The organism is Marinococcus halotolerans DSM 16375 (assembly GCF_000420725.1).
Lineage (GTDB): Bacteria > Bacillota > Bacilli > Bacillales > Marinococcaceae > Marinococcus > Marinococcus halotolerans.
In genome coordinates this window covers 23,403-37,883 of sequence record NZ_ATVM01000005.1, presented here as the reverse complement: position 1 = coordinate 37,883, position 14,481 = coordinate 23,403, and the positions used below count along the sequence as shown (strand labels likewise).

Annotated in this window: 11 protein-coding genes; 1 reads left to right on the top strand and 10 read right to left on the bottom strand. The window is 47.8% G+C overall.

The genetic code is table 11. The annotated features are described in order from the left end of the window. Positions 1-57: 57 nt before the first annotated feature. The 10 genes from pyk to G548_RS0105205 all read right to left on the bottom strand — a co-directional run bounded on the left by pyk (position 58) and on the right by G548_RS0105205 (position 13,846). Positions 58-1,812, bottom strand: a complete 1,755-nt coding sequence (gene pyk, locus G548_RS0105250) for a pyruvate kinase (protein ID WP_022793101.1) — start codon at positions 1,810-1,812, stop codon at positions 58-60. Positions 1,813-1,896: 84 nt separating this feature from the next. Further along, positions 1,897-2,856 (bottom strand): 6-phosphofructokinase, encoded by a 960-nt coding sequence (gene pfkA / locus G548_RS0105245; RefSeq protein ID WP_022793100.1) that lies wholly within the window; start codon positions 2,854-2,856, stop codon positions 1,897-1,899. Between the two features lie 210 nt (positions 2,857-3,066). After that, complete coding sequence (locus G548_RS0105240; protein WP_022793099.1) at positions 3,067-4,029, bottom strand: acetyl-CoA carboxylase carboxyltransferase subunit alpha; 963 nt, start codon at positions 4,027-4,029, stop codon at positions 3,067-3,069. A gap of 15 nt (positions 4,030-4,044) precedes the next feature. Next, positions 4,045-4,890 (bottom strand): acetyl-CoA carboxylase, carboxyltransferase subunit beta, encoded by an 846-nt coding sequence (gene accD, locus G548_RS0105235; protein ID WP_027847226.1) that lies wholly within the window; start codon positions 4,888-4,890, stop codon positions 4,045-4,047. Positions 4,891-5,153: 263 nt separating this feature from the next. Beyond that, positions 5,154-6,389 carry an NADP-dependent malic enzyme gene (ystJ, locus tag G548_RS0105230; protein WP_022793097.1) on the bottom strand — a complete coding sequence of 412 codons (1,236 nt, stop codon included), beginning with the start codon at positions 6,387-6,389 and terminating at the stop codon, positions 5,154-5,156. A gap of 114 nt (positions 6,390-6,503) precedes the next feature. After that, positions 6,504-9,797, bottom strand: coding sequence for a DNA polymerase III subunit alpha (locus G548_RS0105225; protein WP_022793096.1), 3,294 nt, complete (start codon positions 9,795-9,797; stop codon positions 6,504-6,506). Between the two features lie 41 nt (positions 9,798-9,838). Continuing rightward, on the bottom strand, positions 9,839-10,798 hold the full coding sequence (locus G548_RS0105220; protein WP_022793095.1) for a DHH family phosphoesterase: 960 nt from the start codon (positions 10,796-10,798) through the stop codon (positions 9,839-9,841). Between the two features lie 17 nt (positions 10,799-10,815). Beyond that, positions 10,816-12,126 (bottom strand): CBS domain-containing protein, encoded by a 1,311-nt coding sequence (locus G548_RS0105215; RefSeq protein ID WP_022793094.1) that lies wholly within the window; start codon positions 12,124-12,126, stop codon positions 10,816-10,818. Between the two features lie 198 nt (positions 12,127-12,324). After that, positions 12,325-13,008 carry a metal-dependent hydrolase gene (locus G548_RS0105210; protein WP_022793093.1) on the bottom strand — a complete coding sequence of 228 codons (684 nt, stop codon included), beginning with the start codon at positions 13,006-13,008 and terminating at the stop codon, positions 12,325-12,327. Positions 13,009-13,087: 79 nt separating this feature from the next. Next, entirely contained in the window at positions 13,088-13,846 is a 759-nt protein-coding gene (locus tag G548_RS0105205) for an SDR family oxidoreductase (RefSeq protein WP_022793092.1), read from the bottom strand. Between the two features lie 171 nt (positions 13,847-14,017). On the opposite strand from G548_RS0105205, the gene G548_RS0105200 reads away from it, so the two are divergent. Continuing rightward, complete coding sequence (locus tag G548_RS0105200; protein WP_027847224.1) at positions 14,018-14,458, top strand: universal stress protein; 441 nt, start codon at positions 14,018-14,020, stop codon at positions 14,456-14,458. The last annotated feature ends 23 nt before the right edge of the window (positions 14,459-14,481 follow it).

The following is a 14,481-nucleotide window of genomic DNA, read 5'->3' as shown; positions in this document are numbered from 1 at the left end:
CCCAGAGCTCTGCATCGTCTCAGCATTACCAGGCCATAAGACAGGGCTCAGCGTTTCTTACAGTACACTTGCATGTCCCCGGTAAATGTCGCCTCTTGAAGCGTCGACGGTAATTTCCTCGCCGTCTTCAAACAAGCTTCTGGCTTCTTCCACACCCACTACTACAGGGATGCCCAGATTCAGACCTACAACAGCAGCATGGGAGGTTAAACCGCCTTCTTCTGTCACCACAGCCAGCGCTTTTTCCACAGCCGGCATCATGTCTTTATCCGTCGCCTGGGTGACGAGCACTGCGCCCTCTGTCATTTTGGCATTTGCTTCTTCTGCACTGCCTGCAACGACTACTCGCCCTGATGCAGTGTAGCGGCCGATGCCCTGTCCTTTTGCAACCGTTTCACCGATCACATGGACCTTCATCAGGTTAGTCGTTCCTGTTTCACCTACAGGTACTCCGGCAGAAATAACTACAAGATCCCCGCGGTTGACGAGCTCTTCGGACAGAGCTTTGCTTACTGTTACGTCAAGCATTTCATCGGTAGTGCTGGATTTCGTGCCAAGCAGACCCTGAACGCCCCAGATCAAAGCGAGACGACGATAAACACGTTCATTACTTGTAACCGCAATGATCGGTGATTCCGGACGGTATTTTGAAACAATGCGTGCGGTGTACCCGCTTTCGGTGGCAGTTAGAATCGCCGAAGCATTCAATGAATGGGCTGTATAGGCTACCGACTGCCCGATGGAGTTGGTGATGGAAGGCTTGCTTTCTTTTGTTTTCTCATCAAGCGTATTGCGGTACTGCAGGGATGACTCTGCTCTAAGTGCGATGTTGCTCATTGTTTCCACAGATTCCACAGGATAGTCTCCGGCTGCTGTTTCCCCGGAAAGCATGATAGCATCTGTACCATCGAAAATGGCGTTTGCCACGTCACTTGCTTCAGCGCGGGTTGGACGCGGGTTGTGCTGCATGGAATCGAGCATCTGTGTAGCTGTAATGACCGGCTTGGCCAGGAAGTTACAGCGTTTAATCAGACGCTTTTGTACGAGCGGTACTTCTTCCGGCGGAATTTCAACGCCCATATCTCCGCGTGCCACCATCAATCCGTCGGACACTTCAAGAATTTCCTCGACGTTGTCGATGCCTTCCTGATTTTCAATTTTAGGCACGATGAACGTATCTTCTGCTCCGTGTTTTTCCAGGAGTTCCCGGATTTCCAAAACATCAGAGGCCCGGCGCACAAACGAAGCGGCAATAAAATCGACGTTGTTTCTGATGCCAAATTCGATGTCATCCGCATCTTTTTCTGTTATGCCTGGCAGATTGACCTTCACGTTCGGAAGGTTAACGCCTTTTTTATTTTTCAGTTCGCCGTTATTCAGCACTTTCGTATGAACTTCCTTGTCCTCAATACCGGTTACTTCAAGCTCAATCAGTCCATCATCGAGAAGGATTTTTTTGCCGACTTCCATATCGTCTGTCAGGCCATCGTGGGTGACAGAGATTTTTTCAGTTGTCCCTACGACTTCTTCTGTGCTGATGATCAGCGACTGTCCTTTTTCGAGCTGGATGGCGCCGCCTTCCATCGTATGAGTCCGTACTTCCGGACCCTTTGTGTCCAACAGAATAGCGACATTTTTCTTCAGGCGGGCAGAAACTTCACGTATGCTGTCAATCCGGGCCTGATGCTCATCAAAGTCCCCGTGGGAAAAGTTGAGCCTCGCTACGTTCATGCCATTTTCAATTAATTTTTCAAGCGTTTCCGGCGCTTCACTTGCCGGTCCTATCGTACATACAATTTTTGTTTTTCGCATGATTTTCCTCCTGTTCTCTCTCTAAAATCCTAGTTTATTGTACCATAGAAACTTTTCATCCGTGACACTGCCTCAGCCACGGAATTAAATTGACAGTTCCTGAGATAATTTATACATGCCGGAGTCTACCTGATGCTTTTGCTTAAGCACTTCCGGAATGGATTTATCCACAATCTCATTTTTTTCAATGCCGACCATACGTCCTTCTTTACCGTTTAAAAGAAGCTCCACAGCTCTTGCTCCGAGCCGGCTTGCGAGCACACGGTCAAATCCGGTCGGAGATCCTCCGCGCTGGATGTGGCCAAGTACTGTCACCCTTGTTTCAAGGTTCGTCGTTTCCTGAATTTTTTGGCCGAATTCTGTTCCGCTTCCCACGCCTTCAGCAATAATGATGATGCTGTGTTTTTTGCCCCTCGCGTGACCGCGGCGGAGACGGCTTACTACCTGGTCCATATCATACTCTTCCTCAGGAATAAGAATCGTCTCTGCACCGTCGGCGAGCCCGGACCAGAGAGCGAGGTCACCGGCATCTCTGCCCATTACTTCAATCACGTATGTACGCTCATGTGAAGTGGCGGTATCACGGATTTTATCAATAGCGTCAATGACTGTGTTCAGCGCTGTATCAAAGCCGATTGTGTAGTCCGTTCCAGGAATATCATTGTCGATTGTTCCCGGCACACCAATCGTCGGATAACCCAGCTCTGTCAATTTTTCAGCGCCACGGAAAGATCCATCGCCGCCTATGACAACCAATGCTTCAATGCCTCTTGCGTTCAGCTGATCCACAGCCTTCTGGCGTCCTTCGGGTGTACGGAACTCTTCGCAGCGGGCGGTGTACAGCTTCGTTCCACCGCGGTGGATGATATCCCCTACGTCGCCAAGCTCCATTTTTTCGATATCGCCTTCGATCAGACCGGCATAACCGTACTGAACCCCGTAAACTTCAAGATCGTGATAAATTGCCTTCCGAACGACAGCGCGTATGGCTGCATTCATTCCCGGAGAATCTCCCCCACTAGTTAATACTCCAATCCGTTTCATTCCATAACTCCTTCCCTTTGCATTCCTGTTTATCATTATACCCGTTATAGACCCGATGACACAAAAGTAATTGTATTTTTAAAAACCGCTTTAACCAAAAAGCCGCATCAGAAGGGGCCTCTGTGACAGCTCCCAGCACGTCTTCTTTAATCTCAGCTGAACAGCAGGGCCCTGTTCAATTTCATAAAAAAAGCGCCACCCGGCGCTTTCCTAAAAATCACTTTCTTCAAACGTACCCATCTGCTTGAATTTTTCATACCTTGATTCTATTAATTCATTCGGCGTTAATACAAGCAGATCCTTCAAAGACTGCTGAAGCGTTTTTCGCAGAATAGCCATCTGTTCCTTCGGATCATGGTGCGCCCCTCCCCGGGGTTCCTTCACAATTTCATCGATTACTCCGAATTCCTTCAGATCTCCAGCCGTGATACGCATAGCTTCGGCAGCCTCCCGTGCATACGAAGCATCCTTCCAGAGAATAGAGGAGGCTCCTTCCGGCGAAATCGTTGAATACCATGAATTTTCGAACATATGTACATGATTCGCTACCCCAAGTGCAAGGCCGCCTCCGCTGCCGCCTTCTCCAATAACAACACTAATTACCGGCACTTTCAGTCCGGCCATTTCCATCAGGTTACGGGCGATCGCTTCACTCTGGCCCCGCTCTTCCGCTGCTTTTCCGGGATAAGCTCCCTTCGTATCAACGAAGCAGATGACCGGCCGGTTGAACTTTTCCGCCTGCTTCATAAGACGAAGCGCCTTGCGGTACCCTTCCGGATGCGGCATTCCGAAATTCCGGCGCACATTTTCTTTTGTATCCCGGCCGCGTTGGTGTCCGATAACAGTTACCGGACTTCCCTCAAAAAAGGCAATCCCTCCGACAATCGCTTCGTCATCGCCAAACAGCCGGTCACCGTGCAGCTCGATGAACTGTTCAAACAGACTGTCGATATAATCCAGCGTGGTGGGACGCTCCGGGTGTCTTGCAATCTGCACACGCTGCCACGGCTTTAAATTGTTATATACTTCTGCTTCGAGCTGCTCCAGCCGTTGTTCCAGTTTTTCTATTTCTCCGCTTAAATCAATGTCCTTCTCATCTGTGAAGCTTTTTAATTCATCGATTTTATTCCGGAGCTCCATGATTGGTTTTTCAAAAGGAAGATGATTTTCCATTGTCACTTACTCCCTTCACGTATGCATCTGCACGATCGCGGACAAAACATTTTTCATGTCCTGCCTATGCAGTACCTTGTCGAGCTGACCGTGTTTAAGCAAGAATTCCGCTGTCTGAAAGTCTTCGGGAAGCTCCTGGCGTATCGTCTGTTCGATTATTCTTCTTCCGGCAAAGCCGATCAACGCTTCCGGTTCGGCAAAATTGTAATCCCCAAGAGAGGCAAAGCTTGCAGAAACGCCTCCGGTGGTAGGATGGGTCATTACTGATACGAATAAAAGCCCTGCTTCATCCATTTTTTTCAGTGCTGCACTCGTTTTGGCCATTTGCATGAGGCTGAGGATCCCTTCCTGCATCCGGGCTCCGCCCGAAGCAGAAAACAGAATGAAGGGTGCATGGAGATCAAGTGCCCGTTCGATTGCACGGGTGATTTTTTCTCCGACCACCGATCCCATACTTCCCATCCTAAACGCCGGATCCATGACACCGAGAACCACCGGGGTCCCACCAATTGTCCCTTCACCTGTGACGACAGCTTCCTTGTGACCAGTCTTTTTCTGGTCCTTTTCAAGCTTTTCTTTGTATTCCGGAAATTCCAGGGGGTCTGCCGAAACCATATGAGGGTTTAACTCACGGAAAGAATCCGTATCGAGGATTAAATCGATCCGTTCGGAAGGAGTCATCGGCATATGATGACCACAGTGCATACAGACATTGGCATGTTTCATTAATTCTTTTGTATACACAATTGTTTTACATTTAGGACACTTTGTCATAACGCCTTCATTCATTGTTTTCGGCTGTTCCCGCTCAGCCGGCATTGAAGCATATTTTCGCCTTTTGCTGAATAAATCTTTGATCATCATAAAGACACCTTCTTCATATTTAATGCTTGGCTGCTCCGCAAATAATAAACGCAAGCAGACTGCAGCGTCCCGGAATGTAATTCACCGTTCAGCGGGTGTACATAACGCAGCGCTGTTGTTTTATTTGCAGACGTACATCAGGAGCGACCGTTTTGTCAGCGATCGCTCCTGCTATTAGTCTCCCACATAGTTTATCACATACAAGCTCTAATATATAGGAAAAGCCAGACATCTTCAATGGTTAGAAATGTAGGTCTTTACTATTCTTCGATGTCAGAAAGAGCTCTTGTTTTTTCTTTGATTTTTTCCGGATCGGCATTTTTTCGCGCCACGCCTGTTTCCATCGCTGTTTTCGCCACTGCTGCAGCGACTTCCGGGGCCACTCTTGGATCAAACGGATTTGGAATAACATAATCTTCATTCAGCTCATCTTCTGTGATCAGCTCAGCAATAGCATATACAGCTGCCTTTTTCATGTCCTCGTTAATGTGAGTGGCGTTTACATCGAGGGCCCCCCGGAAAATACCCGGGAACGCGAGCACGTTATTTACCTGGTTTGGAAAGTCGGAGCGGCCCGTACCAATTACCTTCGCCCCGGCTTCCTTGGCATCGTCCGGAGTAATTTCAGGGTCCGGATTGGCCATTGCAAAGATAATAGGGTCATCATTCATGGACTCTACCATTTCCTTCGATAATACTCCCGCCACGGAAACGCCAATAAACACGTCCGTATTCTGGACAACTTCTTTTAACCCGCCGGAAACATTTTCATTGTTCGTTACTTTCGCGACTTCCGCTTTCATGTCATTCATGCCCTCCGGACGTCCTTCGTAAATGGCTCCCTTGGAGTCGCATAAAATCACATCCTTCACTCCAAAGCGGCGCAGAAGCTTAATAATAGCAATCCCGGCTGAACCTGCCCCGTTAATAACTACACGGATTTCAGACATATGCTTTTTATTGAGCTTCAGGGCGTTGATTAATCCGGCTACGGTAACAATTGCTGTTCCGTGCTGATCGTCATGAAAAACAGGAATATTCGTTTCTTTTTTCAGCCGTTCTTCAATGACAAAGCAGTTAGGAGCAGCAATATCTTCAAGGTTTACTCCTCCAAACGTCGGCTGCATCAGCTTTACCGTTTCGACGATTTTATCCACGTCATTTGTTTCGAGGCAGATAGGAAAAGCGTCTACACCCGCGAATGATTTAAAGAGAACCGCTTTTCCTTCCATAACGGGAAGGGACGCCTCCGGCCCGATATTACCGAGTCCAAGCACAGCAGAGCCATCGGATACGACTGCTACCATGTTCCCCTTCATTGTATACTCAAATACCTTTTGTTTATCATCAAAAATTTCTTTACACGGCTCGGCTACACCTGGAGAATATGCTAGACTTAAATCTCTTCCATTTCTCACCGGTACTTTCGAGACCGTCTCCAGTTTTCCCTGATTCTGTTTATGAATATGTAGCGCTTCTTCGCGGGTTGTCGGCATAGTGCCACTCTCCTTCAGCATTTTTTATATTTTAATTATAACCCTGTGCTTTTAGAAGCACATCAAGTATTTCATTCATTTTAATTATAAACGTTACCTATTATAACAGAATAATCAGTCAGCGGCATCTTTATTTGATTTTAAAATAATGGATTCTTTTGAAACGATCTTTTCAAGTTCGCGTATACATGCATCCCCGGCGTTTGTTTTTAAGCTGTTTCCGAGCTGCATCGTGCGCTTGTGCTGCTCGTCATAGACGATGACAGGCACAGCGCCGGGCGACTCCCGCAGTATCTGTTTAATCCGGCTCAGCGCCTGTTCTGCGCCTTTTTCCGGCAGTTTAACAAACAGCGTATGCTCTGACTGCTTTTCAAGCTCCTGCAGAGAGAGACAGGCTTCTGCAATCATTTTGCTGCCGCGGGCCTGTTTATCGGTTCGCCCCTGGATCAGAAGAATTGATTTTTCTGTAAGCAGTGATTTGACGTTCCGGTAGACGTTCGGAAATACGACCACTTCAAGCTCCCCGGAGCCATCATCTATCGTTAGAAAGCACATGGACTGGCCATTTTTTGTGCGCACAGTTTTCACCGTCCTCACGAACCCGCCGGCCCAGCGCAGCTGATTATCCGCCGGAAGAGAACGCCCCAGGTCCCATAAACGGAAAGCAGCAAAAAGTTCATTGTATGCATCCAGCGGGTGGCCGCTCAAGTAATATCCGGAGGCTTCTTTTTCCATCTCAAGCTTTTCTTCACGGGTAAGAGGCTCAGCCTCAATCCAGCGCATCCTCGCCAGTTCAGTACCAAATTCCTGAAACTCCTTTATTTCCTCGATCATCCGCAGCGAACGATCAAGCGAAGCGAGCAGCGTCGAACGCTCAACACCAAATTCATCAAACACCCCAGCCTGAATAAGGTATACAAACCCCTGACGGCCAATAGCTTTTGTATCTACGCGGTGAAGAAAATCAAGCCAGTATTCAAATCGTCCTCCGTTTTTTCTTTCTTTTAAAATCATCTGGATATTATTTTTGCCTGCCTGTTTAATGATATTCAAGCCAAAACGCAGATTTCCTTCCTCGATGCGAAAGCCGTATCCACTTTGATTTATTGAAGGGGGAAGCAGTCTAATACCAAGTTCCTTTGCTTCCCGCTGATATTCCAGAAATTTTTCTTCACTTCGCACATGACTTGTCATTAAAGAGGAGAAAAACACGGCCGGATAGTGGGCTTTAATATAAGCCAGCTGATAGGAAATAACGCTGTAGGCTACTGCGTGGCTTTTATTAAAGCCATAGTTGGCAAACTGCTCAATCCAGCTGAATATTGTTTCTGCTTCCGTTTTCGACACGCCTGAAGCTGCGGCCTTTTCCAGAAACCTTTTTTCTTCTTTTTTCATTTCACCAGCGTCTTTTTTGCTGATAGCCCTCCGGAAGGAATCTGCTTCTCCCATCGAATATCCTGCCGCTTTCACTGCAATCTGCATAATCTGCTCCTGGTATACGATAATGCCATAGGTAGACCCTGCAATATCTTCAATATACTCAGGGAGGGCAGGCATTTCCTTTATTCCGTGCTTCCGCTCTGCATACAACGGAATTTGAGCCATCGGTCCCGGACGGTAAAGAGCGCTCACCGCGGCAATATCTTCAAAACGGTCGGGCCGGATCTGCTGCAGGGCAGATTTCATTCCTGCTGATTCAAGCTGAAATATCCCGTTGGTTTTGCCCTCACTCAGCAGCTTGTACGTTTTTTCATCATCCATGGGAATGCGCCTTAACTGAAAATTCTTCTCTACTTTTTGGACCGCCTCGGTCATATATTCAAGAAGCGTTAAATTCCGGAGACCCAGCAGGTCAATTTTCACAAGTCCGAGAGCTTCAAGGTCCTCCATCGGGTACTGCGTTAATAAAAGCGAGCCGTTTCTCTCCATTAAGGGAGTGTAGGAGTCGAGCCGCTCGCTGCTTAACACGATACCGGCGGCGTGAATAGACGTCTGGCGCGGCAAGCCTTCCAGAAAGGAAGCGGCCCGGAGAAGGGAGTCAACTTTCGGCTCCTTTTGCTGCCACTGCTGCAGCTGTTTGTCGCCGGCAGTTTTCCCGGCGATGGAATCGGCCCCTGAAAACATACCAGCCGTCCGATTAATGAGTCCCTGTGGAATTTCAAGCACCCTCCCCGCGTCCCTTATCGCCGCCCGCGCCCCGAACGTATTGAATGTAACAATCTGGGCCACATGCTTGTCCCCGTATTTATTCCGTAAGTAATGAAGCACCTCTTCCCGCCGGTGATCCGGAAAATCAATATCTATGTCCGGAAGCGCCGCACGTTCGGGATTTAAAAAACGCTCAAAAAGAAGATCGTACTGCAGGGGATCCACATCCGTAATGCCGATAAGGTAGGAGACAAGCGACCCTGCTGCCGATCCTCTCCCCGGCCCTACATACATTCCCTGCTTTTTAGCAAACGCTACAAAATCCTGCACAATTAAAAAATAATCAGCGAAGCCGGCATCGATAATAACGTTCAGCTCATGCTTCAACCGCTCTCTCATCTGTTCTGAAACAGCGTTATAACGCTTTTGCATTCCTTTTTCCGCAAGCTTTTTTAAATGCAGGCCGGCAGACTGTTCACGCGGAGCTGGAAAGACAGGCAGATGCGTTTCTTCTAATGAAATATCTACGTGGCATTTATCAGCTGCCCGTCTCCAATTATTGATATGCTCCGCTTCATACATGTCAGATGCTGCCTGCTGCCACATTTCGAGCGAGAAAGGCCTTTGTTCTATCACGGTATCTTTCCAGACGCTGCCTTTCTTTACTGCATGCAGCAGCTTATAGGCCCGCTCTTCTTCAGCTGCCTGCATATTGATTAATGGGGACGCTGCCATCGGGAGTCCGAATCGCTCTGCAGCACCTCTCCATTCTATTTCTTCTCCAGCCCTGGGCGCTTCAAGCCAGAGGACATCAGCCCCGAACCGTCCGCTCCATTTTTCAAAAAACGCATATAATGCGTCTTTGCGGTGCTTAAGGGTGCCGGGTTCACTGTTTTCAAGCGGGAGGATAAAAAGACAACCGGCAGCGTCTGCCAGTTGTTCCCACGTTACCTTTTTGTCCTGTTGTTTGTCCCCGGCCCACCGCATCAGCTGGCCGTACCCCTGGTTGTTCTGCGGAAGCGCAACCACTGGAAATTCTTCGTCCTCTTTAGTATCTCCCTGAACCCACAGTTCAATCCCCGGGAGGCCTTTCACCTGATATTGCCGGCAGAGACGGTAAAAAGCTACTGCCCCGTGCATCGTGTCCCGGTCAGTAATCGCAGCTGCCGGCCAGTTGTATTCTTTTGCTTTGCGGACAAGATTCTCGAGCCGGATCGTGCTTTGCAAAATACTGTATTCCGAGTATGTGTGCAGTGACATGCGCTCCCCCTCCCTTCAGCCTGCTCTGTTATGAATGCTCTTTACCGCTGCTTCCAATTTCGGCAGATAGTCTCAAGCTCCTGTATAATATCTTTCGTTTCCTTCCTGTTCTCTGCTTTTGCTCCTGCAGCCATTGTATGTCCGCCTCCGCGGTATTTAACAGCCAGCTGATTGATCACCGGCCCTCGTGAACGAAAGCGGACACGATATGACCCCTGCTCTTCTTCCACAAAAAACACCCACGCAATGACTCCTTCTGTATCAGCAAACGAATTAATTACCGCTGAAGATTCATTAATGGTTACATTGTATTTATCAAGCAGCTCCCTGGTTAAGTACATGTAGGCTGCTCCGTCTCCACTCAGCGTAAAGCCTTGAAGCACTTCCCCGCGCAGACGCACCAGACTCTCAGGGTTTTTATACATTTCGGCGTAAATTGCTCCCGGATCAAAATCAAATGCAAGCAGTTCAGCTGCCATACGCATCGTATTCGGCGTTGTGTTACTGAACTGGAAACGTCCAGTGTCTCCGATAAGGCCGGCGTAGCAGAGGCGGGCGGTTTCATTGGGGATCGTCCAGCCGTAAGACTGCTGGGCATACAGCACCAGCTCGGTAATCATTTCACAGGTAGAGCTTTTTTTCGTGTCCACCCACATCGGCTCGCCGTATGGATCTTCGTTCGGGTGATGGTCAATTTTGATAATTGCCGCTCCCTGATCCCATCCCTCGCCGTCAATTCTTGCCATATTGGCAGTATCGCACACAATGACCAGTGTTTCGGCGTCTACTTCAAACGGCTGTTCATCCACGGTCGCCAGAAACGAAAGAGAAGGTTCATTTTCACCCATAGTGCATACCTGTTTGTCCGGAAACTGTTTTCTAATCCATGCCGCAAGTCCCGCCTGCGAACCGAGAGCGTCCGGGTCCGGGCGTTCGTGCCGGTAAATCATGATTTTACTGTATTGTTCTATTGTTTGTATGATTGCCTGAAACATCTGCATTATCACTCCTCCATTGATCAGCGGTCGAGCAGCTGTACCATCATCATCGCCTTACCGACGATTGCGCCTTCATAGTACAGTTCCACATCCACTTTTCCGTGTTTTCTTCCTACTTCAAGGATTTTTCCGCTCAAATCAATTTTACTTTCAATTTGTACCGGACGGATAAAATAAAGTGTTACGTTTTCTACAACCATGTCACCCTTTTTATATTCTCTCAGCAGACGCCGGCCGGTTTCTGTAACTAGAGACATGATAACCCCATTCGCCACTGTCCCAAGTTCATTAGTCATCTGCGGCGTAATGTCGCACTCAAACATAAATCCTGAGTCAGGGGAAGCCTCCCGGAAACGGCTTGTTACCGTATCTTCAATGGTTTCTCCGACGTGAGGCTGACGCTGCACCATCTGCAGCGCTTTTAATACGTCCTGCCGGCTGATGACTCCAAGCAGTTTTTTCGCATCGTCCATTACCGGGAGCAGTTCGATTCCTTCCCACACCATCGTATGGGCTACCGAAGCTACAGACGTTCGTTCACTTACCGTAATCGGAGACTTCGTCATCACTTTTTCGATAGGGGTCTGCACAGAAGCCCCCAGCACGTCCTTCGCTGCCACCATCCCCTGGATTTTCATGTCTTCGCTGATTACGGGATATCTGCTGTGGCCGGTTTTCTGGTTCATTTCATGCCATTTTTCCACAGTGTTATCCACTGTCATAAAATAGGTGTCCTGAAGTGGAATTAAAATATCGTCTACTACTACAATTTCCTTTTTAATCAGCTGGTCATAGATTGCCCGGTTGATCATGGTGGCTACCGTGAACGTGTCGTACGTTGTTGTAATTACCGGGAGCCCCAGTTCATCTGCCAAAGAAATGACATGTTCGTTCGTGTCAAATCCACCAGTAATTAAAACAGCTGCTCCGGCTTCAAGTGCAAGCTTATGCACCTGATAGCGGTTGCCGACAATAAGGAGGTTCCCGGGCTCCACATAGCGCATCATCGCTTCGAGCTTCATAGCCCCGATAACGAAACGGTTCAGAGTTTTGTGCAGGCCGTTTCTTCCTCCGAGCACCTGACCGTCGATAATATTGACTACTTCAGCATACGTTAAGCGCTCGAAATTTTCTTTTTGCTTTTTTTCGATACGTATCGTGCCGACTCGCTCGATCGTACTGACAATTCCCTGATTCTCCGCTTCCTTGATCGCCCGGTACGCTGTACCTTCACTTACCTCTAAGTTCTTCGCAATTCCACGGACCGAGATTTTCTCCCCTACATCCAGGGCCAGTATGTAGTTTAATATTTGTTCATGTTTGGTCGCCATAGGCACAGTACCTTCCTTTTTATTTAAGCCTTTACCGGGACGTTCTGTCTGCGTAAATTTCTAACTGTATTACTTCTGTTATATTATCTGTACTATTACATTATACGGTTCAAAAACCCTCCCTTCAACTGCCTGCCGGCAATTACATTAAAAAAAACCGCTCAGTCTGTTTTAATGACTGAGCGGTTTATTAAAGTGTTACAGTTCGATGGATCCGCCTGCTTCCAACGCTTTTCCTTTGAGCGGTGAAAGCGAGTCCACAAACTGCTGCGGGTCCTGCTTGATAGGCGGCATAGTGTTGTAATGGATTGGAACTGTATAATCCGCGTTCACCCATTCCGCTGCCGTTTTGGCATCCTTTGGCCCCATCGTGAAGTTATCACCGATCGGCACGAATAAAAGATCAATCTTGTTTCTTTCAGCGATAAGCTTGATATCTGAGAACAAGCCGGTATCTCCCATATGATACACTTTTTTGCCTTCTGCTTCAAAAATGATGCCGCTTGGCATACCAGTGTAAATAATCTTTTGTTCTTCTTCAAGGAAATAGCCGGAACCGTGAAATGCCTGTGTCAGCTGCACGTGACCGAAATCAAACGTATAGCCGCCACCGATATGCATCGGATGCGTTTCTACACCCTGCCAGCCAAGATACTGAGCCAGCTCAAACGGTGCCACGACAAGCGCATTGTTGCGTTTAGCAATATCCACAGTGTCGCCAACGTGATCAAAGTGACCGTGAGTCAGCAGAATGGCATCCGCCTTTACTTCCTCCGCGTTTAAATCAGTTAACGGGTTGTCTGTAATAAATGGATCAATCAAAATCGTTTTACCGTTCGTTTCAATCTTTACTACTGAGTGACCATGATAAGATACTTTCATGTATATCCTCCTCCGCAATCAAAAACTGTTTCCGATAGAACTATACCTTTTACAGACTTAACTTAAACTGCCTTCCAATTTATCTGTGTTTATGCAGCACATCTACACCGCCGGTCACTTCGATCACAGAACCTGTAATCATGTCTGCATCGTCATCTGTTAAAAACAAAATAGTTCTCGCAATATCGCCGCCTGTTGCCGGTCTTCCTACAGGGATGGAGTGATCGGTTACTTCTCTGCCTTCATGAATATCCGCTTCCTTAAAATCCCCGGTCACTACGCCCGGGCATACCATATTTGCGGTAATGCCATGAGCCGCTTCTTCAATCGATATTGATTTTGTCAGCGAGACCAGGCCGCTTTTCGCTGCAGCGTAAGCTGAACGATAAAGCCATCCCGGTGCTGTCGGGGCATTTTGGAAACCATATGTGACGAAACGGCCGAACTGCTGCCGGCGCATAATTGGTATTGCCTTTCGTGCCAAGTGGAAGGCCGCGCTTAAATTGCCGTCGATCATCCGGTGCCATTCTTCATCAGAGTAATCTGCCAGCTGTTTTTTCTCAAATATGTAGGGGCCGGCATTATTCACGACAATATCCAGACGGCCAAAAGCTTTATAAGCTTCTTCCACCATCCGCTCGACATCCTGCTTTGACACCATATCCCCCTGCACAAACTGAATACGGCTGCTATCTTCTTCCCACTGCTCTTTCATTCTATAGTAGGCTTCGTCTTTTTTCCGGTAAGTAATGGTCAGTGTATATCCTTTTTCTTTTAAAGCTTCAGAAACTTTTCGGCCGAGGCCTTTCGTGCCTGCAGTAATTAACGCATGCCTCATCGTTATTCACCCGCCTTTATATCATCCATTAGTCATATAATAGTGAAAATTATTTGAACATTTTCTACTTGTTTCTCCGGCACATCCTTTTACCTACACTCCATCGTTTTAAATTAAAAAAATAGGGAAAATTATCTATAGGAAAGAGAAATCCTACGACAAAAGGGGAGGATGGCATTGAGTAGATACGGAGTTATTATTGTTGCCGTCGACGGCTCAGACGAATCCAGAACAGCGTTCAAAAAATCTGTTGAGATCGCACAGGAGCAGCAGGCAAAACTAATCATCTCTCATGTTATTGATACAAGAACATTCGCCACCATGGAACGGTATGACCGTACTATTATTGCACGAGCAGAAGAATATGGCAACGAACTGCTCGAGAACTACACCGCAGAAGCAAAAAATGCAGGGGTTCCAGACGTCGTCTCCTCGTTGGAGTTCGGTTCTCCAAAAACAAAGATTCCGCGTGAGCTGGCCAAAAACTATGAAGCGGATTTAATTATCACTGGCGCTACCGGCCTGAATGCTGTTGAGCGTGTTTTTATCGGCAGCGTTTCTGAAGCCATTGCCCGCCACGCAAAATGTGATGTCTTAATCGTACGTAAATAAGAACCGGCAAAGTCCCCCGTATC